Genomic DNA, 23,289 nt, shown 5'->3' with positions numbered 1-23,289 from the left:
CATGACGTTGCCGGCTGCTGTGGTGGACCTGACCGATCGCTTTCTGGCCGAGGTGGACAGCCGGATTCCGGGCCGGTTGACGGGGTTGTTCCTGCACGGGTCGATCTGCTGGGGCGAGTTCTTCCCCGGGAGTGACGTCGACTTCGTCGCGGTGTGGGACGACGTACCGGAGGATGCCGTCCTTCGGGAAGTACACGAGGCCGCCAAGGCGGAGCTGACCTTCGACGGCTTCCACTGCACGGCGGCCGATCTGGCCGCGGATCCCTCGACGCTCGGGACGCGCCCGGTGGTCTTCCAGGGCGCGTTCGATCCTGCGGGCAGCACCGACGTCAACCTCGTCACCTGGCACGAACTGGCCGAGCGCGCGGTCGTGGTCCGCGGCGAACTCCCGCCGGTCTACACGAACCTCGACGACCTGATCGCCTACACCCGGACGAACCTCGACACGTACTGGCGCGGCATCGCCGACCGGATCGCGACCGCCGACCTGGCCACGGCCGGCCGGAACGACGCCGCCGTCGCCTGGGTCGCTCTCGGCGCACCCCGCCTCCACCACCTCCTCACCACCCGCACCCTCACCTCGAAGAGCGGCGCCGGCCGGTACGTCCTCGACTCCCTCGACCCCCGCTGGCACCAGCTCGCCCGCGAAGCCCTCGCGATCCGCGAAACCCCCGGCACGCCCACGACGTACAACACCCCCACCGAACGAGCCGAAGACGTCCGCGACCTGCTGGCGTGGATTCTTCGCAACTAGCTCATCAGGAGTCGCTCGACCGCGTCGGCGAGGGCCGGGACGGGTTGCCGGGTGTCGAGTTCAAGGGTCGCGCCACGGCGGAGCAGGGGCTCGACGGTTTCGACGTACCGGGCGATTTCGGCTTGTTCTGCTGGGGTTCGGCCGTACGGGTTGTTGGTGCGGCGGCGTACCCGGTCGATCAGGATCTCGAGCGGCGCGGTGAACAGGACGACGTGGTGGAAGCGGTCGTAGAAGGTGCCCTGGTTCTCGGCGGTGCCGGAGACGATCACGTCGGGCCGCGTCAGCAGCTGGTGCATGCGGGGCTCGTCCCAGGTGCCGTCGGGGCGGGTCCAGCCGTCGTAGTCGGTGTCGACGGTGTCGTGGCCGCGGCGGGCGAGTTCGTCGAGCACCGTGGTCTTGCCCGCGCCGGACATGCCGGTGATGAGGATGCGCGTCACAACGCGTCCCAGGCGGCCATCGCGCAGGTGATGACGGTCTCCAGCTCGGCGCGGGTGGCGCCGTCGCGGGCCTGGACGGACAGGCCCTGTACGACGGTCGTGTAGTAGCGGGCGATCGCGTCGACGTGGTCCGGCGGTACGTCGGTCGCCAGGCGCTCGCGGATCTCCTCGTACATCCCGTGGCGGCCGTCGGCGAGGAGCTGGCGTACGGCGTGGTTCTCGACGGCGCCGGTCGGGGCGGCGAGGATCAGCATGCAGTAGTGCGGGTGCTCGGGGTGCGTGATCTGGTCCGCGGTCGCCCGCAGCATCGCGTGCACCGCCGCGCGGGCGGTCGCACCTTCGCGCAGCGCCCGGCGGGGCGGCTCGCCGGCGGTGGCGCCGTACAGGGTCATGACCTGGCGGAAGAGGTTCTCCTTGCTGCCGAAGTACGCGTAGATGCTCGCGGACCGGATGCCCATGGCGTCGGCGAGGTCGCTCAGCGAGGTGCCTTCGTAGCCGCGCTCCCAGAACACGTCGAGGGCCTGGCGCAGGGCGACGTCCGGGTCGAACGTACGCGGTCTGCCGCGGGTCGCCATCCGCTCCTCCAGCTTTGTTGGTCGATCGACCAAGTTTATCTTGACGGGTTCGGCCGCAGAGTGCCAATCTTTGTTGGTCGATCGACCAACAAAAGGGGTGTGGGATGCGAGCACTGGTACAGACGTCGCTGGACGGACCGCAAGACCTGAAACTGACCGACGAGCCGATCCCCCACCCCGGCCCCGGCGAAGTCCTCGTCCGGGTCACCGCCGCCGGCCTGAACTTCGTCGACATCTCCCAGTCCCACGGCACCTTCGCCGCCGGCCCCCACCCGCCCTACACCGCCGGCATCGAAGCCACCGGCGAAATCATCGCCATCGGCAAGACCGCAAGTGTCGGGGCCGGCGGGGGCGTTGAGTTGGCGGTGGGCATGCATGTGATCGGGGTGTGTGTCGGGGGCGGGGCGTTCGCGGAGTACGTCGTACTGCCCGCGGTTGCGGTGCTCCCTGTGCCGCCCGGGTGGGACGACGTGCAGGCGCTCGGGCTGGTCGTCAACTGGCCGACCGCCCTCGCCGCCCTGCGTACGCTGGGCCGCCTCGCTCCCGGCGAAACCGTCCTCATCCAAGCCGCCGCCGGCGCCACCGGCCAAGCCGCCGTACGCATAGCCAAGCACTACGGCGCCACGGTCATCGCCACGGCCTCCCCCGAGAAGCACGACGTGGTCCGTGCCCTGGGCGCCGACCATGTTCTGGACTCCCGATCCACCAACCTGACCACCGAAATCCTCGCCCTCACCGGCGGGGTCGACCTGGCCCTCGAGTCCACCACCCTCACCACCAGCCTCGAGGTAACCAAACCGGTCACCGGCCGAGTAGTCGTCTACGGCCTGTCCGCCGGCACCTCACCCGTCACCAGCTGGGACCTGGTCTACAAACACCAACTCCACCTCATCGGCCTGAACCTGGGCGCCCTCATCCAACACACACCCCACCTCTACGGCGAAGTCCTCACCGAACTCTTCACCCTGATCGCCGCCGGAGTCCTAACCCCCACAACTCCAACCACCTACCCCCTGACAGACGGCCCCCAAGCCCTCACATCTCTCGAATCCCGCACCACCATCGGCAAACTCGCCCTGATCCCCTAACCACCCTGTACCGAAGAACGGGTAGTACTCCCCCTCCCGACCAACCGCCAAGCGCACCCACCCACAACAAGCACCGCCAAAGCCCACTACTACCCGTTCTTCGGTACATCCCTCCACACGCGGGCGCGAGGTGGGTGGGTTACTTGGGTTCGGTCCAGTGGCCGGTGGTGGCAAAGGTTTCCAGGGTGGTGGTGTAGGGGGTGATGTCGATGCCGGCGGTGCGGAGCCAGGTGTCGTCGTAGTAGGTGTTGCCGTAGCGTTCGCCGCTGTCGCACAGGAGGGTGACGATGCTGCCGCGGGCACCGGTACGGCGCATCTCGGCGGCCAGCCTGAGTGCGCCCCAGAGGTTGGTGCCGGTGGAGCCGCCGACCAGGCGGCCGGTGACGCGGGAGCAGAAGCGCATGGCGGCGATCGAGGCGGCGTCGGGGACGGAGATCATCCGGTCGACGACGCCGAGGACGAAGGAGGGCTCGACGCGGGGGCGGCCGATGCCTTCGATCCGGGACGGGCGGCCGGTGGAGAACTCGTGGTCGCCGGCTTCGAAGGCCGGGAAGAACGCGGAGTTCTCGGGGTCGACGACCGCGACGGAGGTCTCGTGGCGCTGGTAGCGGACGTAGCGGCCGATGGTGGCCGACGTACCGCCGGTGCCGGCGCCGACGACGATCCAGGTCGGGATCGGGTGCTGCTCCAGGGAGAGCTGCCCGAAGATCGACTCGGCGATGTTGTTGTTGCCGCGCCAGTCGGTGGCGCGTTCGGCGTAGGTGAACTGGTCCATGTAGTGCCCGCCGGTCTCCTCGGCGAGCCGCTTGGCCTCGCCGTAGATCTGGCCGGAGCGTTCGACGAAGTGGCAGCGGCCGCCGTAGAACTCGATCAGCTCGACCTTCTCGGGGCTGGTCGAGCGCGGCATCACGGCGACGAACGGCAGGCCGAGCAGCCGGGCGAAGTACGCCTCGCTGACCGCGGTGGAGCCGCTGGACGCCTCGATCACCGTGGTGCCCTCGTGGATCCAGCCGTTGCAGAGGGCGTACAGGAACAGCGACCGGGCCAGGCGGTGCTTGAGCGAGCCGGTCGGGTGCACGGACTCGTCCTTGAGGTACAGGTCCACGCCGGTACCGTCCGGCATCGGGAACACGTGCAGATGCGTGTCCGCGCTCCGGTTCGCGTCGGCGTCGACGATCCGGATCGCCTCGGACACCCAGGCGCGGGCCTTCTCGTCGCGGCGATCGACCTCGCGGCACACCCCGTCAACCTCACTCATGCGGGCCAGGCTAGGACGTAATACCGGATTTGAGTATTCCTACGCTCGGTGACCGGCCCGGGCGCCGGGAGGATCGAAACCATGATCCCCCTCGGACCGATCGAGTTCTCCCCCGCCGACGTCGCGCTGATCCTCGCCGTCCTGGCCTTCGGGGCGGTGGCGCTGGCGCTGCCGGCGACACTCACGCTCGGGTGGGTCGGGTACCGGCGGGGCGGCCGGTGGCGGGCGGTCTGGTACTGGTTCTGCGGTACGGGGTTGTCGGTCGGTACGACGTTCGCGACCGCGACGCACCTCAGCTGGTGGGCGGTACCGCTGGGGTGGCTGCCGACCGTGCTGGTCGCGTGGCTGCTCAATCCCCGCAGGACCCCGAAAGCGAGCTACTGTCGGAACCCATGACGACCGGGCAGGGGGAACGATGACCGAGAACAGTGATCGGCCGACGCGGCAGCGGGTGACGTTGACCGATATCAGCTCGCGGGCGTGGGAGCACCCCGCGGACCGGGGCGCGCTGGTGGCGCTGCGGCAGCTGAAGGGGTTCGACTACGTACTGCGGAAGATGTCCGGGCTGATCAACGAGCGCGCCTTCCGGCTGCAGTACCTGGGGTCGGCGATCCGGGTCGACGAGCGGCAGTTCCCGACCGTGAACCGGCTGTACACCGAGGCGGCGAGCACGCTCGACGTACGGGACCTGCCGGAGCTGTTCGTCACCAACAGCCCGATCTGGAACGCGGTCACGATCGGCATGGACAAGCCGTTCATCGTCGTGAACAGCGCGCTCCTGCAGGGCCTCGACGAGGAGGAGTTGCGGTTCGTCCTCGGGCACGAGCTCGGCCACGCGCAGAGCGGCCACGCGCTGTACCAGTCGCTGCTGATGTGGCTGATGCGGCTCACCGGCGCGTTCAACTGGATGCCGATCGGCGCCCTCGGGCTGCGGGCGATCATCGCCGCGCTGCACGAGTGGTCCCGCAAGGCGGAGCTGTCCGGCGACCGGGCCGGGCTGCTCGCGACGCAGGACCCGGCGGTCGCACTCCGGGTCCAGATGAAGCTCGCCAGCGGCGGCCAGCTGCAGGAACTCGACACCACCGCGTTCCTTGCCCAGGGCACGGAGTACGAGAGCGCCGGCGACCTGCGCGACAGCGTGCTGAAGCTGCTGCTGCTCGAGGCGCAGTCGCACCCGCTGGCCGTGATCCGGGCGCACGAGCTGCGCCGCTGGGTGGACGAGGGCGAGTACACGACGATCGTCTCCGGCGACTACCCGAAGCGCCAGGACGACGGCGACGCGTCGATCTCGCAGGAGGCGAAGAACGCGGCGAAGTCGTACTCCGAAGCCTTCAACCGCTCGCAGGACCCGCTGGCCAAGCTCCTCCGCGACTTCGGCGAGGGCCTCGGCGGCGTCCGCGACTGGGTCTCCTCGAAGTTCCCGCCCCGAAACTGATTGGTATCCGGCCCGGGCCGGGTTGCATCCTGTACGACGTGATCGACGTACAAGCAATCGGCCCGGACGACTGGAAGGCCTGGCGTGACCTGCGCCTGGCCGCGCTGCAGGAGGCCGCGTTCGCGTTCGGCTCGCGGTACGCGGACTGGGCCGACGCGCCCGAGGACCGGTGGCGCGAGCGGCTCAGCGCGCCGGGCGCCTACCAGGTGATCGCGAGCATCGACGGTACGCCGGCCGGAATGGCGGGCGGGTTCCCCGACGGGGACACCGCCGAGCTGGTCTCGATGTGGGTCGCACCGGAAGGCCGCGGCAAAGGCGTCGGCAACGCGCTGATGCAGGCCGTCGAGGACTGGGCCCGCGGCACCGGGGCCACCACGCTCGAGCTGTCCGTTGTCCCCGGCAACGACCCGGCACACAACCTCTACCTGCGGCACGGGTATGTCGACACCGACGAGCCCGGCGAGCTGATGGCCGACGGCGTACGCCGCGAGCTCGTGATGCGCAAACCGCTCTAAGAACAGCCGAAGGGCCCTGCTTCCCCCCTCCCGGGAAGCAGGGCCCTTCGAGATTCGTCAGCCCATGTGGACCGGGCTCTGGCCGTCGTTGGCCAGGTCCTTGTGCTTGATGGACAGGCCGATCAGCGTGATCAGACCCGCACCGAGCGCCAGGAACGACGACCACAGGAACGCCCGGGTGAACCCGTGCGTCGTGGCCAGCGCCGTGAACTGACCCTGCAGCTGCTTGATCTGCTCCGGCGACTGCCCGGACTCCGCCGCCTTCTGCAGGCCCGGGGCCAGCTCGGCGAACTTGTCCTTGATCGCGCTCGTGGAGATCGTCCCGAGCAGCGCCAGGCCGACCGCACCACCGATCTGCTGCACGGTGTTCAGTACGGCGGACCCGACACCCGAGTCCTCCGCCGCCACGCCACTGACCGCGGTCAGCGTCAACGGCACGAAGATCAGGCCCATCCCGAACGACAGCACCAGGATGTACGGCAGCAGGTGCGTCAGGTACGTCGAGTCCACCTGGAGCCGGCTGAACCCGAACATCCCGGCCGCCACGAACACGCCGCCCGCACCGGCGATCCAGCGCGGGTCGATCCGCGCCACCAGTGCCGACGCGACCTGCGCCGCGACCACGATGCCGACGCTGAACGGCAGGAACGAGACACCGGTCTTCAGCGCGCTGTAACCCATGATCGACTGCACGAAGATGCCCAGGAAGTAGAACATCGAGAACATCGCCGCACCGACGATCAGCATCACGAAGAAGCTCACGCCGCGGGTCTTGTTGGCGAGGATCCGGAACGGCATCAGCGCGTGCCGCGAGCGGGCCTCGATCGCCAGGAAGGCACCGATCAGCGCCAGGCCGGCGAAGATGAAGATCAGCGTCCAGGTGTCGCCCCAGCCGTTCGTGGCCGCGTGCGTCAGGCCGTAGACCAGCGAGGTGAGACCCGCCGTACCGGTGATCGCGCCGGGCAGGTCGAACTTGCCGCTCTGCCGCTCCGACTCACCGAGGAAGCGGAAGGCCAGTACGGCGACCAGCAGGCCGATCGGCGTGTTGATGAAGAACGTCCAGCGCCAGGACGCCTCGGTCAGCGCACCGCCGAGGATCAGGCCGACGGCCGCACCGGCACCGGACATCGCGGCGTACACGCCCATCGCGCGGTTCCGCTCCTTGCCGGCCGGGAAGGTCGTGGTGATGAGGGCCAGCGCGTTCGGCGAGGCCATGGCGGCCGCCACACCCTGCAGGATCCGGCTGGTCAGCAGGACGCCTTCGCTCTGCGCGATACCGCCGACGAACGACGCCAGGCCGAACAGCACGACGCCGACCACGAACACCTTGCGGCGGCCGAGGATGTCGCCGATCCGGCCGCCGAGCAGCAGCAGACCGCCGAACGCCAGCGCGTACGCGTTCACCACCCACGGCAGCGAGGCGTCGCTGAAGCCGAGCGCGTCCTTGATGTGCGGCAGCGCGATGTTCACGATCGTGCCGTCCAGCACCACCATCAGCTGCGCCATGCAGATCAGTGCGAGCGCGATGCCGAGGTTGCGGTGGCCGTGCGCCGGGGCCCCGGCCACGGTGTCGACCGGCCGTCCTTCCGGCGGATCGGCGTTGATGGTTCCTTCGGACATAAGAATATTTCCCCTCTTGGGCAGACTGTCTTGGTTGCCGGACCGGCCCCTCACCGGTCAGCTCGCCTGCGACCCCCGCGCCGCAGGCATGATCACGTTGTCGATCACTCGGAGGATCAGTTCGTCGGTCGGCTCGACGCCGAGGATGTAGGCGTGGTGGATGATCACCGCGGGCAGCGTCACCGACAGCAGCTCCACGTCCACGCCCGGCGCGATCTCGCCGCGCGCGACGGCACGCTCGTACACCTTGCTGGTCAGCGCGTTCCGCGGCGCCAGGAAGCGCTCCCGGAAGGCCGTCTGCAGGTCGTCGTCGCGGTGCAGCGCGGTCAGCAGGCCGGCCACCACCGACATCGGCAGCTCGTCGGTGAACCCGCCGTCCCCACACGCCATCGAGATCAGGTCGCCACGCAGGCTGCCGGTGTCGACGTCCTCCGGCATCGGGCAGCCCTTGGCTCGGCTGATCGCGTCCACGACCAGCTCGGCCTTGGTGGACCAGCGCCGGTACAGCGTCGCCTTGCTGGCCTTCGCCGCGGTCGCCACCGCGTCCATCGTCAACCGGTCGTAACCGAGCTCGGCCACCACCGCGACGGTCGCGTCGAGGATCTCCTCCTCGCGCCCGCCTTCGACCCGGGGCCGCTGCCGCACTGTCTCCACATCCATCACCCTGCGTAGTTACATCATCACGATGGAACGAAACCGTTTCGTTTCATCCACTACGTTACGACCCATGTGAAGGAATGCACAAACGAATTTGCCCGGAATTCACGAGTGGCATAGGTCACTCTCCGTACCAGTCGACCACTGGTACGGCGTTGGCGCGCAGGCGCTGGGGCTTAGTCGTCGTCCTCGGCGGAGCGGGCCTGCTCGAGGCGGGAGGAGATCTTCGCGGCGCGGGTGTCGATCTTGCCGGCCAGCCGGTCCCGGGCGGCCCGGAGCACGAAGATCGACAGGATCGCGGACATCACCAGCGCGAGCAGCGCGATCGGCCAGATCGACAGCCAGCTGTGCAGTACGAGCCACATGACCCCGAGGCAGACCGCGAACAGCCCGGTCCGCAGGCCGGTGTAGATACCGAACTCCTTCATGTCACACCCCGGCGTACGAGTGCAGGCCGGAGACCAGGAGGTTCACACCGACGAAGTTGAAGAGGAACACGAACCAGCCGACGATCGCGATCGTCGCGGCCCGGCGGCCACGCCAGCCGGCGGTCGCGCGGGCGTGCAGGTAGGCGGCGTACACCACCCAGGTCACCAGCGACCAGACCTCCTTGGGGTCCCAGCCCCAGTAGCGGCCCCAGGCGTACTCCGCCCAGATCGGGCCGGCCACCAGCACCGCGAAGGTCCACAGCGGGAACGAGAACGCCAGCACCTTGTACGCCGTACCGTCCATCGACTCGGCGCTCGGGAGGCGGCGCAGCGCCGCGGACATCGTGCCGCCTTCGAGGACGCGGCGTTCGGCGCGGGACTTCAGCAGGTACAGGACCGAGATCAGCCCGCCGACGGTGAAGCCGCCGCCGGAGGTCGCGGCCGCGGACACGTGCAGGACCAGCCAGTACGAGTGCAGGGCCGGGACGAGCGGGCCGGCCGGGGTGTAGAGCGCGAGCGTGGCGAGGCCGAGGACGCTGGCGACCACGAGGGTCACGCCGAGGCCGAGCCACTGCAGCTTGTAGCGCTGGACGAAGATCAGGTAGACGATCGCCACCGCGAGGGAGGCGGTGATGGAGAACTCGTACATGTTCCCCCACGGCACCCGCCCGGCCGCCAGCCCGCGGGTCACCACCCCACCCAGGTGGAACACGAACCCCATCCAGGTCAGCAACAACCCAATCCGGCTGGCCGCATCCAACCGCTCGGTCGAACCGGCGCCTCCGGCGCCGGAGCCCGGCCCGCCGGTGGAGCTGCCCGCCCCGGAGGCGGAAGTCGCGCTCCGCGCGCCGACGGTGCCGGAGTCAGCGGAAGTGCTCGAGGCGGCGGAGGTGCTGGCGGGGGTGGTGCTCGAGACGGCGGCACCTGCGGCGCCGACCAGGACCTGTGACTGCTTGCCGGCGGCGGCCTGTTCCTGCTCCGCGGGCGTCGCCTTGCGGGCGACGGCGGTGCGGCCGAGGGCCCATTCCATGGCGTGGGAGACCATCGCGAGGGTGTAGATCACCGTGGCGGTGGGGATCAGCAGGTTGGAGACGTGTGCGTAGGTCTCCGGGCTCATGGCTGCTCCTGGTTGCTCGAGCTGGCGGGCTTCAATCGGTTGGTGACGGCCTGGATCTCCTCACCGAGCCCCCGCTCGGGGCCGCGGTCCAGACCGGCGACTTCGACCACCGTACGCCCGTCCTGCTCGCGGACCCGCACCCAGGTACGGCGGGGATGCACGAACAGCGAGCCCATCAGCCCGAGGATCGCCAGCAGTACGCCGGCCAGCGCCAGCCCGGTCCCGGGCGTGTGGCTGACCTGCAGCTTCACCCAGCGGCTGTACCCGTCGAACGTGATCGACCCGGCCTTGTCGGGCAGCGCGACGCTCTGACCGGGCGCGAGCTGGAAGCGCCACTTGTCGCCGTCCTTGGTGAACTGCGTGAGCTTCGACTTGTCCAGCTGGTACACGGACTCGGGTTTCCCGGTCTCCGGCTGCGGACGGCCGTAGTACCCGGTCATCACCAGCTGCGGGTTCAGCGAGTCGGGGAAGACCGACACCGGGCCGTTCGGCCCGATCACCGCGGTCGGCAGGAAGAACCCCTCGAACCCGAGGGTCAGCGGCCGCGCGTCCGGCGCCTTGACCACGCCGAACGACGAGAAGTTGCCGTCCTGCGGCAGGAACGGCGCCGGCCCGGAGAACGCCACGTTGCCCTGGCCGTCGCGGACCGTCACCCGCGGCGCGTACCCGTGGCCGATCAGGTAGACGCTGCTGCCGTCCAGCTTCAGCGGGTGGTTCACCTCGAGCAGGTACGACTTCTCGGCCGCGTCCGGTGTCTCCTGGTACGACAGCTGCGCCTTGAACTCGCGCGCCGCACCCTTCTGCGGACCGTCCTGCTGGAACTTCACCTGGAAGTCCTTGACGGTCAGCGAGAACGGCGGCAGGTCGTCGTCGCCGCTGAACGCGCGGCCGGGGGTGAAGTCGTCGTACTGCGCCACCGAGTTGGAGAAACCGTTGCCGACGACAACGAGCACGGTGCCGCGGTACCCGAACAGCGAGCCCCAGGCGACGCCGATCAGCGCCAGGATCAGCGAGAAGTGGAAGAGCAGGTTGCCGGCCTCGCGCAGGTATCCGCGCTCCGCCCCGACGGCCCCGTCGTACGACTGGACGCGGAACCGGCGGCGCTTCAGCTCGCGGGTCGCCTGCGCCAGCACGTCACCGGCGTCGTCGACCTCGAAGCTCTGGTAGCCGGGCAGCCGGTTCAGGTTCCGCGGCGGCTTCGGCGGCCGGGACCGCAACGCCTTGAAGTACACGGACAGCCGCGGTACGACGCAGCCGATCAGCGAGATGAACAGCAGCAGGTAGATCGCCGAGAACCAGGCGGACTTGTAGACGTCGAAGAGCCCGAGCTTGTCGTACAGCGGGCCGAGCGTCTTGTGGGCCGCGAGGAAGTCCGACACCTTGATCGGGTCGATCGGGGTCTGCGGGATCAGCGACCCGGGCACCGCGCCGAGCGCCAGCAGGAACAGCAGCACCAGCGCGGTCTTCATCGACGTCAGCTGCCGCCAGGTCCAGCGCAGCCAGCCGACCAGGCCGAGCGCGGGCGGCGGCTCGTTGCCGGAGTTGCCGGTCGGTGCGGTGATGGAGTCCTTGACCCCCTGATCGACACCAGTCACGTCAGACCGCCGATCCGAAGTTGGCGACCCACTGCCGAAGGTCCGCGGTCATCGAGTCCCACACTCCCGTCAGCAGCAGCAGTCCCACCGCGATCATCAGTACGCCGCCGATCCGGATCACCAGCAGCTGGTGCTTGCGGACCCAGGCCACCGCGGCCAGCATCCGCCGGAACGCCAGCGCCGCCACGATGAACGGGATCCCGAGCCCGAGGCTGAACACCAGCGCGAGTACCGCGCCGCGCCCGGTGCTGCCCTGGGTGGTGGCCAGCGTCATCACGGTCCCGAGTGTCGGACCGATACACGGCGTCCAGCCGAATCCGAACAGTACGCCGAGCAGCGGCGCGGCCGCGATCCCGACCGCCGGCACCCGGTGCACGCGGACGTCGCGCTGCAGGAACCCGAACCCGCCGAGGAACACCACGCCGAGGACGACGGTGAGCCCGCCGAGCACCCGGGTGATCGCGGTCTGGTGGTCGATCAGCAGGTCACCGGCCTTGCCGAACAGCACCCCGGTGAGGATGAACACGGCGGAGAACCCGGCCACGAACAACGCCGTACCGGCGAGCATCCGGCCGCGCTTCTCGGAGCCGAGCTCCGCGGCGGACAGGCCGGTGACGTACGACAGATAGCCAGGCAGCAGCGGTACGACGCACGGCGAGAAGAACGAGATCGCTCCGGCCAGCACCGCGATCGGCAGCGCGACCAGCATCGAGCCCGTCATCGACGAGGCGAACCACTGTCCCATCAGTCAGCCTGCGTCTTTCACCATTCCCAGAAGGGTTTGCTTCGTCACTTCACCGACGACCCTGCCGGCGACCTTGCCGGTCTTGTCGATCACCAGCGTGGTCGGGATCGCGGCCGGCGAGATCTGGCCGCGGAACCGCAGCAACGCCCGGCCGTTCGGGTCGTAGACGTTCGGGTACGGAACGCCGAACTCCTGGACGAACTTCTTGGCCGGTGCCGGATCGAGGTCACGAGTGTTCAACCCGACGAACTGCACCGATGGCCCCAGCTCCTTGGAAGCTGCGACCAGGTCAGGTGCTTCCTTCCGGCAGGGCGGGCACCAGGAGCCCCACACGTTGAGCACCACCACTTGACCGCGATGGTCGGACAGGGTCCAGGTCTTGCCGTCCAGGGTCTTGCCGGTCAGTTCCGGCGCGACCTTGCGGTCGGCGGCCGCGAACATCGACACGTTGCCGTTGCCGCTCACGAAACCTGCCTGGCCCTGGCGGTTCTGGGCTGCCTGCTGGCCGGAGCTGCAGCCGGTGATCAGGAGCAGTCCGGCGATCACCAACCCTGCGCGTCGCATCACGCGCCTCCGACGAACTTCTTCGGGTTCTTCACCGGCAGCAGGTCCTTCGCCGGCTCGGAGTACCCGACCGAGACGATCTGGTCGCCGTGGAACGTGAACGACGTCAGGCTCGCGAGGCTGCACTGGCGTTTGCGCGGGTCGTGGAACATCCGCCGGCCCTCGACCGCCGACCGCACGATCCAGATCGGCAGCTGGTGCGAGACGATCAGCGCCTCGTGCCCGGCGGCCTTCTCCCGGGCGGTCTCGACCGCGTCCCGCATCCGCCGGACGAGCTGCGTGTACGGCTCGCCCCAGGACGGCTTGAACGGGTTCCGCAGCAGCCACCAGGCGCTCGGGTTCTTCAGCGCGCCGTCACCGACGCCGAACTTCTTGCCCTCGAACAGGTTCGCGGCCTCGATCACCCGCTCGTCGATGTCCGGGGTGATCCCGAACACCTTGGCGATCGGCTCCATCGTCTCCTGCGCGCGCTCCAGCGGCGAGCAGACCAGGTGCACGATGTCGCGGCCCGTGACGTGCTCGGCGACCCGCTCGGCCATCTGCCGGCCGAGCTCGGACAGGTGGTATCCGGGGATCCGTCCGTACAGCACACCGGTGGGGTTGTACACCTCGCCGTGACGCATCAGGTGCACGACCGTCGTTTCGGTCACCGCTGTCCCTTCAGTTCCGTACTGCGGCCGCCGCGCGGGCCGCAGGTGCCAGGGCGGACTCGAGCTCCGCGAGCGCGTCGTCGTCGATCGCCGCGCTCACGAACCAGGCCTCGAACGCGCTCGGCGGCAGGTAGACCCCGGCGTCCAGCATGGCATGGAAGAACGCCGTGAACCGGGGCAGCACCTGGGCGTCGGCCCCGGCGAAGTCCCGGATCTCGGCAGGTCCCTCCGAGGACTCCACGAAGAAGACGCTGAAGAGGTTCCCGGCCGCGGAGATGACGTGCGGCACACCTTCCTTGTCCAGCGCGGTCGACACCAGCCGCTGGATGGTGAGCGAGGTCTCGTCGAGCTTCGCGTACACCTCGTCGGTGGCCAGCCGGAGCGTGGTCAGGCCGGCGGTGGTCGCGATCGGGTTCCCGGACAGCGTGCCCGCCTGGTAGACCGAGCCCTCGGGCGCCAGGTGCCCCATCACGTCGGCGCGGCCGCCGAACGCCGCGGCCGGGAAGCCGCCGCCCATCACCTTGCCGAACGTCATCAGGTCCGGCCGGACGCCGTCCACGCCGTACCAGCCGGACCTGGTGATCCGGAACCCGGTCATCACCTCGTCGGAGATGAACAGCGCCCCGTTCCGGTGGCAGATGTCGGCGAGGAAGCCGTTGAAGTTGTCCCGCGGCGGTACGACGCCCATGTTGCCGGCCGCCGCCTCGGTGATCACGGCCGCGATCTGGTCGCCGTACTCCGCGAACGCCGCGGTGACGGCCGGCTGGTCGTTGTACGGCAGCACGATCGTGTCCGCCGTGGTCGCCTCGGTGACGCCCGGCGTCCCCGGGATGCCCAGCGTCAGTACGCCGGAACCGGCCTGCGCGAGCAGCGCGTCCACGTGGCCGTGGTAGCAGCCGGCGAACTTCACGATCTTGGCGCGGCCGGTGAACCCGCGGGCCAGCCGCAGCGCGGACATCGTCGCCTCGGTCCCGGAGGACACCAGCCGGACCTTGTCCACCGGCGTCCGCGCGACGATCTCCTCGCCGAGCAGCACCTCGGTCTCGGTCGGCGTCCCGTACGACGTACCGCGGCCGACCGCGGCCTGGACGGCGGCGATCACCTCGGGGTGCGCGTGGCCGAGCAGCAGCGGACCCCAGGAACTGACCAGGTCGAGGTAGCGGTTGCCGTCGACATCGGTCATGTGACATCCGTCACCGGAGGCCATGAAACGCGGGACGCCACCGACGGCGCGGAACGCCCGGACCGGAGAGTTGACCCCGCCCGGGGTGACAGTGGAGGCCCTGTCGAAGAGCTTGGCGGACTGTTCTGTGTGATCGGGCACGCCGGCCATTCTCCCCCCGCGGTCACGCGGGCCGATCACCAGGGGCAGGGCAGATTTCCGGCCCCGATCGTTCCCAAGGGGTTCACACAGGCTTTGTTACGCGCCAGTATGGGTACCCGGTGACCGCACGTACACGGTCTGGGTCCGGCGCGTAACCCACGCAACGGGGCGGACGTTAGACCTATTACGACGGGCAACCGACATTGACACAAAGACCGTCCGCGGCGTGGGGCCGGACGAGTCGTTGAGTCACGGAGGGGATTCATCGATGGCGAAGGGCAAGCGCCGCGCCACGGGTAGCGGCTGGCGTCAGGTGGCGCCGCTGATCCCGGTGGCGTTGTTCGCGAGCGCGTTCACCGTCAGTGCCACGGACAATCCGGCGATCGCCACCGCGTCGCTGGAGAGCGGACTGTCCGGGAACACCCGGGTCGTCGTGCCGAAGCTGCCGATCGCGCAGCCGGCGAACGTTCCGGTGCCGGGCACCGTCGGGCCGGGAGTCGACCCCGGCGAGCAGCCGAACCAGGTGGTCTCCGGACTGTCCGGCAACGGCATTCCGAACGCCGCACTGAAGGCCTACTCGCGCGCCCAGCAGGTGCTGGCGCAGGCGGACCCCGGCTGTCACCTGCCGTGGACGCTGGTGGCCGCGATCGGCCGGGTCGAGTCCAACCACGGCCGGTTCGGCGGCAACCACCTGACCGTCGCGGGCAAGGCCGTTCCCGGGATCTACGGACCGCGCCTCGACGGCGCCGGCGGTACGGCGAAGATCCTCGACACCGACGGCGGCGTACTCGACGGCGACAGCGTCTACGACCGCGCGGTCGGTCCGATGCAGTTCATCCCCGGCACCTGGCGAGCCGTGGGAGTGGACGGCGACGGGGACGGCGTCAAGGACCCGCAGGACATCAACGACGCGGCGATGTCGACCGCGGTGTACCTGTGCTCCGGCAAGGCCGACCTGTCCAACCCGAGCGACCTGAACGCGGCGGTGCTGCGCTACAACCACTCGCAGCAGTACGCGGACCTGGTGATCAGCATCGCCAAGGCCTACGCGGGCGGCAGCTGGATGGCGGTCGGCAACGGTACGACGGGTGACGGGGACCTGAAGGCCGGCGACCAGATCGGCGACCAGACGATCGACCCGCCGTCGGACAAGGACCTGCCGAAGGCGATCGACCTGCCGACCCCGACGCCGATCATCACCGACGAGCGCGGCGGCACCCGGCCGACCGACCCGTCGACCCCGCCGCCGACGACCGAGCGGCCGACGGACCGGCCCACCGACCGGCCGACGTCGACCCCGCCGCCGGTGATCCCGACGCCCGACCCGACCAAGCCGACCGCCCGGCCCACGACGCCGACGAAGACCACACCGCCGGCGGCCGGGCTCGCGACCCTGAAGACGGCGGCCGGCCTGATCGTCGGTACCGTCGGAAGCACGCTGCAGGAGCTGCAGACGGCCACCACGTACTGCCAGACCCAGATGGCGAAGGTGACGATCACCAAGCCGACCCAGGATCAGCTGCAGAAGTGCGTGACCGCCTACCAGACCGGCGGCACCAAGGCCGTGGACCAGGTGATCCGTAACCTGCTCTCGCTGCTCGGCCTGCTGGGCGTCCTCGGCGGAGGCGTCCTCGGGAGCTGACCCTCCCATCCAACCGAAGACCGGCGCGCCAGCCCCCACCCCTCCCTTGGCGCGCCCCTGGCGACGCCACGGAGCATCTCCCCCCAGCTTCGTGGCGTCGCCTTTTTAACGTTCAGCTCACCCAGGCGCGGTCGATCGTCTGCGTGATGCTGTTCCCGATCAGATCCGTGGCCGTCACCCGGAGGCTCGGGTAGGAACCGGCGGGAGCGGCTGTCCGGAAGGTTCCGAAACCGGCCAGCGGGAGCTTCTGCCAGGTCTTCCCGTCGAAGGAGATCTCCGCCGTCGTGCGGAACAGGCCGATCCCGCGCACACCCGGCTGGTAGCTCGGGGTGAGCTCCAGCGTCCCGTTCGTGTGCTTGTAGTCGACCTGCACCAGCGGCAGGGCGGCGGTGTTCTTCGCCGGTGCCGACAGGAAGTGCCACTGCGTGTGCGTCGACGTCGAGGTCTTCGCCCAGCTGTTCGGACCGCGCCGCTGGTCGAGGGTCAGGTCGTACCAGGCCGCCTTCGCCGGGACCGCGAACTGCGCGACCGACCAGTTCTTGCTGCCCAACTGGACCCCGTCGCTGCTCAGCGTCATCGCCGTCACGTCGCCGCGATCGCCCCAGCCGAACACACTCCGGTCCCCACTGACGTACTGCGGGATCGCGATCCGCAACGCGTTCTCGAACCGCGCCGGCGGCCACCCCTGCGCCACGTCACCCGGCGCGTCGGACAGCCCCGGTACGGCGGGACGCGTCAGCGGCTCCCACCAGCCGCGCGTGACCTTCTCACCCGGCTTGTACGAGCGCGGGATCGTCGACTCGAACCCGGTCTCGTTCCACTCCCCCGCGGACGTCTGCTCGTCCCACGTCACACCCTTCACGTCGCTGACCAGGTAGTCGGTCCGCCGTACCGCGGCCGCGATCGACCGGGACGCCGTCAGCCCTGTCGCGATCCCCGGAAGGTGCGCGACCCGCTTGTCGCTGTGCAGCCAGAACGCGTCGTTCTGCTGGAAGTCGGTCGTCACCGCGGCCGGGTTCATCTTGGCGACGTCGTACGTCAGGCCGCCCTTCACGACCGACGGGCCGAGCGCCACGTCGTACCGGTAGGTGCTGTCGCGGACGCCGCTCAGCTGCAGCGAGGCCGGGCCGTTCAACAGGAGCTTTCCTTGGTTCGAGTTCAGTGTGTAGACGGGGATGCCTTGTTCGGTGCCGGTAGACCAGTAGCCGGGCGCCTCGTTGTAGAGGAAGACGACCTTGGCTCCGGCGGCCTTCGCGGCCTGTACTTGCGCGGTCGTCTTGTTGAACCCGCCCCACCGGATCAGCGCGATCTTGCCGCTCGCCCCGGTCAGCTCGGCCGCTGTGCCGTCACCGGCGTTGTAGAGCGGGAGCGTCTCGTTCCCGACGTACACGGTCCTCGAGGAGCCGGGTCCCGGCGTCGGCAGCGTGCTGCCGTCCGGCAGTTTCACGGTCAGCTGCGGCTGCGCCAGGTCCCAGCGCTGCACGACCTGGAAGGTGCCGTTGGCAACCTTTCCGAAGTCCTGGACGTAGACGCCGTTCGCGATCTTGCCGTTGAACGCCCATCCGGACACCGCGTCCCGGTCGCCGACCTTGCGGTGCCAGGCGACGCCGATGCTCTGTGCGTCGGCGGGCTTCGGCGTCTTGATCGTCACCTTGTGCGCGGTCCGGGCGTCGAACGTGAACGTCCGGTCGCCGTCGATCCACGCGTCCGGGTCGCCGAGCAGCGTCAGCGAGTTCGCCCAGTTGGCCTCGTCGCCGCCGACCGCGTACGCCATCACGCTGTAGCGCCCGGTCGGTACGTCGAGGGTCCGGCTGCCGGTCTGGTCGAACGCGATCGCGGTGACGTCACCGGTGTCCTGGTTCCACAGCTGGACACCGCTCGCGCCCGCCTTCGTGGTGGCGGGCTGCCCGTCGCGGCCGATCGCCCTCACGGTCACCTGGTTCAGCCGCCCACCGGCCGCGAACCCGAGCCCGGTCCGGTACGCCGTACCGCCCGCCTTGGCGGTCAGTACGCCGGCGTAGTTGCCGGCCTGGGTCTTCGACAGGTCGAGCGTGACGGTCGCGGACGCCGTACCGCCGGCCGGGATCGTCAACCGGGTCGGGCTCACGGTGAGCCCAGCAGGTACGCCGGCCGGGGACTGCGCGCCGACGGACAGCGTCAGGGTCACCGGGTGGTTCGAGTTGTTGCGGTAGGCAACCGTACGGTCGACCGGCGCGGGGGCGGCCGGGCCGGTCCAGGACAGGTCGCCGAAGAACAGGTTCGCGGTGTCCGGCAGCACATTCGGGTCGAGCGCGTTCGGGATGTCGATCCGGCCCAGGCCCTGCTGGTCGGTGCGGGCCCCCGCGGACGGTACGGCGGTGGACGCGAGCGCGGCCTTCAGCTGCGGGCCGGTCCAGTCCGGGTGCCGTTGCGCGAGGATCGCGGCGGCACCGGCGACGTGCGGCGTCGCCATCGACGTACCGCTCATCGCGGTGTAGTACTGGCCGAGCACGTGGCCCTGCTCGGTACCGGCCGCCCGGGCGGCGGCGATCTCGACGCCCGGAGCGGTGACCTCGGGCTTGAGCGCGCCGTCGCCGAGGCGCGGGCCGCGGCTGGAGAAGTTCGCCAGCTTGTCGTTCTGGTCGACGGCGCCGACGGTCAGCGCCTCGGACGCCGCGCCCGGCGAGCCGACGGTCTGCTCGGCGCCGGAGTTGCCGGCCGCGATCACGAACAGTGCGCCGCTGGACTTGGCCAGCCGGTCGACCGCCTCGCTCATCGGGTCGGTGCCGTCCGACGGCAGCCCACCGAGGCTCATGCTGATCACCTTGGCCCCCTGCTGGACGGCCCACTCCATGCCGGCGATCGCCTCGGAGTCGTACCCGCCGCCGCCGTTGTCGAGCACCTTGCCGATCAGCAGCTCGGCGCCGGGCGCGACGCCCTTCCGCTTGCCGTCGGACACCGTACCGAGGCCGGCGACGATCGACGCGGTGTGCGTGCCGTGGCCGTGCAGGTCCTGCACCGCCTCGTCCGGGACGAAGCTCTCCGACGCGACGACCTGCTTGGCGAGGTCGGGGTGACCGGCGTCGTACCCGGTGTCCAGTACGGCGACCTTCACGCCGTGGCCGTCGTACCCCTGCTTCCAGGCCGTCGGCGCGCCGATCTGCGGCATCGACTGTTCGTCGGTGGCGTGCGTACGGCCGTCCAGCCAGATCTTGCTGAGCTCGCTCGACTTGAACGTGGCCGGACCGCTGACGCCGTCCCAGAACGCCTTCGCGTCGGACTTCTGCACGGAGACCGCGGTGCTCCCGACGCTGGGAAGGGTACGGCGGACCGTGGCCGCCGTACTGCGCAACGTGCCGGCCGAGCCGGTGACGAGGAGCGGGAGCTTGTCGCTGCTCGCGTCGTCGTACCCCTGCGCGGCCAGCTCGGTCAAGTTGAACAGGCGCTTGTCGAGGCGGCCCGCGGACAGCAGCGGGTACGCCTCGGCGGGGATCAGCGTGACCTCGCCGTCGAACGTGCCGAAGTAGTACGGCTCGTCGTCGAGCAGCCGGGCCGAGACCTGGCCGGCCGAGTTCGTGGTCAGCTCGGCGACGTCGCCGGTGACCAGCGTGATGCGCTTGCTGGTCGCACCGGGCGTCGGTCGGACGACGCCCGGTGCGGCGCCGGCCTGCGCGGCGGTCGGCGACAGCAGGGAGCCGACGACCGCCGCGGCCAGCAGACCCGTCGCGGTCCGGAACATTCGGGAAAACATAGGCGGACACCTCCCGATGACCCGACCCACGCGAGGCCATCGTCAGGCACCCTGACAGTTGCCGTCAGTTCCGGTCTACCGTTAGTTCTGACCTACATCCGCCATGACCGGTACCGGTCAGGCGAAGCGCTTCGCGATCCGCTCGGCGCGCTCCAGCAGATCCAGGTCGTAGGCGACGCCGGGGACGTAGAAGATCACGTAGTCGGCGCCGGCCTCCAGGACCGCCTCGACCTTGTCCGCGATCTCGTCCTCGGTGGCGATCAGGTTGTCCCGGTCGAACTTCTCCCGGTTCATCGGCCCGAGCGCCTTCGCGGTCGCCTGCTGCGGGTCGTCACCCTTGTCGATCGGGAAGATGTTGAAGTTCGTCGACTTGATGATCTCCTCGTAGTCCCGGCCGACCTTCTGGCAGTGGCCGCGGAGGATGTCCGCCTTCTCCTTGAAGGTCTCCGGGTTGCCGCCGCCGATGTTCGCGGCGTCGGCGTACTGCGCGACCAGCCTCAGCGTGACCTTCGGGCCGCCGCCGCCGATCCAGAAGCTCGGGTGCGGCTTGCGGACGCCCTTCGGCTCGTTGATCGGGGCGTCGATCGAGTAGTGCTTGCCGTTGTAGACCGGCTTGTCCTCGGTCCACATCTTGTAGATGATCTCGGTCGCCTCGCGGAACGCCGCCATCCGGGTCGGGATGTCGGTCCACTCGTAGCCGTACGCCTTCCACTCGTGCTCGTACCAGCCCGCGCCGATCCCGGCGTACAGCCGGCCGTGGCTGGCGACGTCCACGGTGGACGCGATCTTCGCGTACAGCGCCGGGTTGCGGTACCCGTTGCAGCCGACCATCTGGCCGATGTTCACCCGCTTGGTGTCGCGGGCCAGCGCGGCGGTCGCGCTCCAGCACTCGAACGTGGTGTTGTCACTCGGCTCCGGCACGGTGTGGAAGTGGTCGAACAGCCAGATCGAGTCCCAGGACTGCTCGTCGGCCCGCTTCGCGACCGCGGTCATCGCCTCCCACTGCTCGATCGGATCCGCGATCTCCGCCAGATCCATCTTCCAGCCCTGCGGTACGAATACCCCGAAACGTGTAGTCATGCCGCCATCCTTTCCGGGGATGGCGGCAGCGGTCCATGAATACGAGTACTGAATTCGTTCTCAATCGGACCACTACGACTTCTTAATTCGCGTTCAGCACCCCGGCTCCCGAGCCCGGTTCACCACGGTGTACGGCGTTCGCCGCGAGCAGCGCGTTCAGCGCCACCGGGGCGAGCCGGCCGCCGAACTGCTGCCGGGTCAGGGCGGCGACACCCGCGGCGGTCGGCGCGGACGCCGACGTACCGAAGAAGCGGCAGGCACCTTCAGTCGTCGTCGGGCAGCTGCCGGAGCCGAAACCGCCCGCGCCGCTGACCGACTCACCATCGCCGGCCACCCAGTTCGGCGCCGGGAAGCTCAGCGCGCTGGCGCCCGGGATGCCCGTGCACGGACCCGGGCGGTTGCCCGGGCAGCGGGTCGTGGTGACGAGCTGCACCGGACCGGCGGCGCTGTACGGCTCCACCGGCGACGTCTTCGGGTCGGTCGACACGCTCGCGTTCACGGCCCCCGCGCTGGTGGCGAAGATCGTGTAGTTCGAGTCCGGGTTCAGCGACCCGGCCGCGTCGGTCGGGTCGAGCGTCTGGACACCGGCCGACAGGGCCCGCCAGCGCAGGTCGAGGATCGGCGCCTTCCGCGCGGTCGACGTACCGGCGACGCTCACCACCAGCTTCACCGGCTGCGCCGCGGACGTGGTGTTGAAGTACTGGAGCTGCTCGATGGTGTCGCCGACGCCGTTCGCCTGGACGTTCGTGCTCGACGCGAGGCACTTCGTCCCAGTGCTGTCCATCACGTACAGGTTCAGGTCGGTGAACCCGCCCTGGCCGGCGGTCGGGTAGATCGCCCGCGGCTCGCTCCACTGCAGGGTCGGCATGACCCCCGCGCCGGGCAGCAGGTTCAGGTCGTACGTCGTGTCGTCGCCGCGCAGCTTCACCACGTTGTCCGGGTCCTTCGGGCAGCCCGTGTACGGACCGGTGACGCCGTCGGGGCCTTGGCCGGTACCGACCGCGGTGACCCGCGGGGCGTGCCGGTTGCCGAGGTTGCCGGACGACGAGCTGACCCAGATGCCGTGCTTGGCGAGCGCCTCGGCGGTCGCGGCGCCCAGCCCCTGCTGGAACACCGGTTCGTCGTCGAGCGCGATGTCCTCCGCGATCATCGTGACGCCCGCGTTCGCCAGGACGTGGAACGCCTGGAAGTAGTCGGCATTGGTGTCGAGCGTGCTCGCGAACGCCAGCTTCGCGTCCGGCGCGAGGTCGTGGATGATCTCCATCATCGCGGTGCCCTCGTCGTTGTTGTACGACGCACTCTGCAGGATCTGTGTGTCCGGCGGCAGCTCACCCGCGGCGATCGCCTGCGCGACGTGGTCGGCGTCGCCGGAGATCACGCCGATCTTCTGGCCGCGGCCGGTCAGGCCGCGGGCCTGGGCCTTGTCGGCCTGGTGCAACTGGACGCCCTCGGCGGTGACCGGGCCGACGTCGACCGCGGGACGCAGGGCCGGGCGCAGGGCGCTGACCCAGTCGAGCGCGGCGACGGCGTCGAGCTTGTCGTACGGGACGGACGCCGAGACCAGGCCGGTGGTCGGCAGCGCGATCTTGCTCTTGAAATCGGCCGCGTTCTTCTCGACGGAGACGCCGAGCGCGGTCAACTGGGCCTGCTGCGCGGCAGTGATCGGCGCGGCGGCGTACACCTGGACGCCGATCCGGCCGTTGCTCTCGACACCCATCGAGCGCGCGGCGACCCCGGCCTTCTTGGCCGCGGCGGCCTTGGCGGCGTCCCGGAGCATCGACGGCACCTTGGCGGCGGCCGAGTCGGGTGCCTGGGCCTGCGGTGCGGCGGGCTGTGGTGCGGCGGTCGCCGGGGCAACCATCGCCAACGGAACCATCAACATGATGCTGCTGAACACGTAGCGGAGCTTCATTCGGTGAGTCCTCTCCCCCTCCTGAGCGGTCGCGACCCACAGTCATCTACCCACCAACCAGCTGTCCAGTCCTTGCGTCGTACCTCTCCGAAGGAGGCTTCATCATCGCGACCACGAAGTTCGACCAGCTGTTCACCCTCGCGGCCCCACGGATCGCCGCCGG

The 23,289-nt window shown here is 69.7% G+C and carries 21 protein-coding genes; 6 read left to right on the top strand and 15 right to left on the bottom strand.

What is annotated here, in order from left to right:
• Position 1: 1 nt before the first annotated feature.
• A complete protein-coding gene (locus ACQHIV_RS34655; protein ID WP_427888460.1) occupies positions 2-754 on the top strand; it encodes a hypothetical protein in 753 nt (250 codons plus the stop codon).
• On the opposite strand, the gene ACQHIV_RS34650 is transcribed toward ACQHIV_RS34655, so the two are convergent.
• Both ACQHIV_RS34650 and ACQHIV_RS34645 read right to left on the bottom strand, forming a co-directional pair.
• Positions 751-1,191, bottom strand: a complete 441-nt coding sequence (locus ACQHIV_RS34650; protein WP_427888459.1) for an AAA family ATPase — start codon at positions 1,189-1,191, stop codon at positions 751-753. The two genes, ACQHIV_RS34655 and ACQHIV_RS34650, sit on opposite strands and share 4 nt — an antisense overlap.
• Complete coding sequence (locus ACQHIV_RS34645; protein WP_427888458.1) at positions 1,188-1,766, bottom strand: TetR/AcrR family transcriptional regulator; 579 nt, start codon at positions 1,764-1,766, stop codon at positions 1,188-1,190. The genes ACQHIV_RS34650 and ACQHIV_RS34645 overlap by 4 nt, the downstream gene beginning before the upstream one ends.
• A gap of 104 nt (positions 1,767-1,870) precedes the next feature.
• Between ACQHIV_RS34645 and ACQHIV_RS34640 the strand changes: the two genes are divergently transcribed.
• A complete protein-coding gene (locus tag ACQHIV_RS34640) occupies positions 1,871-2,854 on the top strand; it encodes a zinc-binding dehydrogenase (protein ID WP_427888457.1) in 984 nt (327 codons plus the stop codon).
• Between the two features lie 139 nt (positions 2,855-2,993).
• Here ACQHIV_RS34640 and ACQHIV_RS34635 read toward each other — a convergent pair whose 3' ends face one another.
• Complete coding sequence (locus tag ACQHIV_RS34635; RefSeq protein ID WP_427888456.1) at positions 2,994-4,112, bottom strand: PLP-dependent cysteine synthase family protein; 1,119 nt, start codon at positions 4,110-4,112, stop codon at positions 2,994-2,996.
• Positions 4,113-4,193: 81 nt separating this feature from the next.
• Between ACQHIV_RS34635 and ACQHIV_RS34630 the strand changes: the two genes are divergently transcribed.
• From ACQHIV_RS34630 to ACQHIV_RS34620, 3 genes are read left to right on the top strand one after another with little or no spacing between them, the layout of a single operon-like run.
• The gene (locus tag ACQHIV_RS34630; protein WP_427888455.1) at positions 4,194-4,508 is read left to right on the top strand and encodes a hypothetical protein; all 315 of its coding nucleotides are present in this window, start codon (positions 4,194-4,196) and stop codon (positions 4,506-4,508) included.
• Positions 4,509-4,527: 19 nt separating this feature from the next.
• Positions 4,528-5,547 carry a M48 family metallopeptidase gene (locus tag ACQHIV_RS34625; protein WP_427888454.1) on the top strand — a complete coding sequence of 340 codons (1,020 nt, stop codon included), beginning with the start codon at positions 4,528-4,530 and terminating at the stop codon, positions 5,545-5,547.
• Positions 5,548-5,585: 38 nt separating this feature from the next.
• Positions 5,586-6,062 (top strand): GNAT family N-acetyltransferase, encoded by a 477-nt coding sequence (locus tag ACQHIV_RS34620; RefSeq protein ID WP_427888453.1) that lies wholly within the window; start codon positions 5,586-5,588, stop codon positions 6,060-6,062.
• Between the two features lie 57 nt (positions 6,063-6,119).
• On the opposite strand, the gene ACQHIV_RS34615 is transcribed toward ACQHIV_RS34620, so the two are convergent.
• The 9 genes from ACQHIV_RS34615 to hemL form a co-directional block, all read right to left on the bottom strand.
• Positions 6,120-7,682 carry an MFS transporter gene (locus ACQHIV_RS34615; protein WP_427888452.1) on the bottom strand — a complete coding sequence of 521 codons (1,563 nt, stop codon included), beginning with the start codon at positions 7,680-7,682 and terminating at the stop codon, positions 6,120-6,122.
• Positions 7,683-7,739: 57 nt separating this feature from the next.
• Positions 7,740-8,336 carry a TetR-like C-terminal domain-containing protein gene (locus ACQHIV_RS34610; RefSeq protein ID WP_427888451.1) on the bottom strand — a complete coding sequence of 199 codons (597 nt, stop codon included), beginning with the start codon at positions 8,334-8,336 and terminating at the stop codon, positions 7,740-7,742.
• 179 nt (positions 8,337-8,515) lie between these two features.
• Complete coding sequence (locus tag ACQHIV_RS34605) at positions 8,516-8,767, bottom strand: DUF4229 domain-containing protein (RefSeq protein WP_427888449.1); 252 nt, start codon at positions 8,765-8,767, stop codon at positions 8,516-8,518.
• 1 nt (position 8,768) lies between these two features.
• Positions 8,769-9,884 carry a c-type cytochrome biogenesis protein CcsB gene (ccsB, locus tag ACQHIV_RS34600; protein WP_427888447.1) on the bottom strand — a complete coding sequence of 372 codons (1,116 nt, stop codon included), beginning with the start codon at positions 9,882-9,884 and terminating at the stop codon, positions 8,769-8,771.
• A complete protein-coding gene (resB, locus tag ACQHIV_RS34595) occupies positions 9,881-11,479 on the bottom strand; it encodes a cytochrome c biogenesis protein ResB (RefSeq protein WP_427888445.1) in 1,599 nt (532 codons plus the stop codon). Before resB ends, ccsB begins: the two co-directional genes overlap by 4 nt.
• Position 11,480: 1 nt before the next feature.
• Positions 11,481-12,224 (bottom strand): cytochrome c biogenesis CcdA family protein, encoded by a 744-nt coding sequence (locus tag ACQHIV_RS34590; protein ID WP_427888443.1) that lies wholly within the window; start codon positions 12,222-12,224, stop codon positions 11,481-11,483.
• Positions 12,225-12,227: 3 nt separating this feature from the next.
• A complete protein-coding gene (locus ACQHIV_RS34585; protein WP_427888441.1) occupies positions 12,228-12,788 on the bottom strand; it encodes a TlpA family protein disulfide reductase in 561 nt (186 codons plus the stop codon).
• Positions 12,788-13,411, bottom strand: a complete 624-nt coding sequence (locus tag ACQHIV_RS34580; protein ID WP_427896624.1) for a histidine phosphatase family protein — start codon at positions 13,409-13,411, stop codon at positions 12,788-12,790. The genes ACQHIV_RS34585 and ACQHIV_RS34580 overlap by 1 nt, the downstream gene beginning before the upstream one ends.
• A gap of 37 nt (positions 13,412-13,448) precedes the next feature.
• Positions 13,449-14,771, bottom strand: a complete 1,323-nt coding sequence (hemL, locus tag ACQHIV_RS34575; RefSeq protein ID WP_427888439.1) for a glutamate-1-semialdehyde 2,1-aminomutase — start codon at positions 14,769-14,771, stop codon at positions 13,449-13,451.
• Positions 14,772-15,030: 259 nt separating this feature from the next.
• Here hemL and ACQHIV_RS34570 point away from each other — a divergent pair, with 259 nt between their 5' ends.
• On the top strand, positions 15,031-16,404 hold the full coding sequence (locus tag ACQHIV_RS34570; RefSeq protein WP_427888437.1) for a lytic transglycosylase domain-containing protein: 1,374 nt from the start codon (positions 15,031-15,033) through the stop codon (positions 16,402-16,404).
• 112 nt (positions 16,405-16,516) lie between these two features.
• Here ACQHIV_RS34570 and ACQHIV_RS34565 read toward each other — a convergent pair whose 3' ends face one another.
• From ACQHIV_RS34565 to ACQHIV_RS34555, 3 genes are all read right to left on the bottom strand, one after another.
• A complete protein-coding gene (locus ACQHIV_RS34565) occupies positions 16,517-20,122 on the bottom strand; it encodes a S8 family peptidase (RefSeq protein WP_427888435.1) in 3,606 nt (1,201 codons plus the stop codon).
• Between the two features lie 129 nt (positions 20,123-20,251).
• Complete coding sequence (locus ACQHIV_RS34560) at positions 20,252-21,214, bottom strand: LLM class F420-dependent oxidoreductase (protein WP_427888433.1); 963 nt, start codon at positions 21,212-21,214, stop codon at positions 20,252-20,254.
• 82 nt (positions 21,215-21,296) lie between these two features.
• Positions 21,297-23,126, bottom strand: coding sequence for a S8 family serine peptidase (locus ACQHIV_RS34555; RefSeq protein WP_427888431.1), 1,830 nt, complete (start codon positions 23,124-23,126; stop codon positions 21,297-21,299).
• Positions 23,127-23,289: the final 163 nt, after the last annotated feature.

This window comes from Kribbella polygonati (genome assembly GCF_050320105.1).
Taxonomy (GTDB): domain Bacteria; phylum Actinomycetota; class Actinomycetes; order Propionibacteriales; family Kribbellaceae; genus Kribbella.
The sequence above is the reverse complement of the archived record's forward strand: the minus strand, read 5'-3'. Positions and strand labels throughout refer to the sequence as shown.

Excerpts from the sequence above, each read along its gene's own strand:
- ACQHIV_RS34655 (WP_427888460.1), top strand. The coding sequence starts at position 2 with ATGACGTTGCCGGCTGCTGTGGTGGACCTGACCGATCGCTTTCTGGCC.
- ACQHIV_RS34645 (WP_427888458.1), bottom strand. The coding sequence starts at position 1,766 with ATGGCGACCCGCGGCAGACCGCGTACGTTCGACCCGGACGTCGCCCTG.
- ACQHIV_RS34640 (WP_427888457.1), top strand. The coding sequence starts at position 1,871 with ATGCGAGCACTGGTACAGACGTCGCTGGACGGACCGCAAGACCTGAAA.
- ACQHIV_RS34635 (WP_427888456.1), bottom strand. The coding sequence starts at position 4,112 with ATGAGTGAGGTTGACGGGGTGTGCCGCGAGGTCGATCGCCGCGACGAG.
- ACQHIV_RS34630 (WP_427888455.1), top strand. The coding sequence starts at position 4,194 with ATGATCCCCCTCGGACCGATCGAGTTCTCCCCCGCCGACGTCGCGCTG.
- ACQHIV_RS34625 (WP_427888454.1), top strand. The coding sequence starts at position 4,528 with ATGACCGAGAACAGTGATCGGCCGACGCGGCAGCGGGTGACGTTGACC.
- ACQHIV_RS34615 (WP_427888452.1), bottom strand. The coding sequence starts at position 7,682 with ATGTCCGAAGGAACCATCAACGCCGATCCGCCGGAAGGACGGCCGGTC.
- ACQHIV_RS34605 (WP_427888449.1), bottom strand. The coding sequence starts at position 8,767 with ATGAAGGAGTTCGGTATCTACACCGGCCTGCGGACCGGGCTGTTCGCG.
- ccsB (WP_427888447.1), bottom strand. The coding sequence starts at position 9,884 with ATGAGCCCGGAGACCTACGCACACGTCTCCAACCTGCTGATCCCCACC.
- ACQHIV_RS34590 (WP_427888443.1), bottom strand. The coding sequence starts at position 12,224 with ATGGGACAGTGGTTCGCCTCGTCGATGACGGGCTCGATGCTGGTCGCG.
- ACQHIV_RS34585 (WP_427888441.1), bottom strand. The coding sequence starts at position 12,788 with ATGCGACGCGCAGGGTTGGTGATCGCCGGACTGCTCCTGATCACCGGC.
- ACQHIV_RS34580 (WP_427896624.1), bottom strand. The coding sequence starts at position 13,411 with ATGCGTCACGGCGAGGTGTACAACCCCACCGGTGTGCTGTACGGACGG.
- hemL (WP_427888439.1), bottom strand. The coding sequence starts at position 14,771 with ATGGCCGGCGTGCCCGATCACACAGAACAGTCCGCCAAGCTCTTCGAC.
- ACQHIV_RS34570 (WP_427888437.1), top strand. The coding sequence starts at position 15,031 with ATGGCGAAGGGCAAGCGCCGCGCCACGGGTAGCGGCTGGCGTCAGGTG.
- ACQHIV_RS34565 (WP_427888435.1), bottom strand. The coding sequence starts at position 20,122 with ATGTTCCGGACCGCGACGGGTCTGCTGGCCGCGGCGGTCGTCGGCTCC.
- ACQHIV_RS34560 (WP_427888433.1), bottom strand. The coding sequence starts at position 21,214 with ATGACTACACGTTTCGGGGTATTCGTACCGCAGGGCTGGAAGATGGAT.
- ACQHIV_RS34555 (WP_427888431.1), bottom strand. The coding sequence starts at position 23,126 with ATGAAGCTCCGCTACGTGTTCAGCAGCATCATGTTGATGGTTCCGTTG.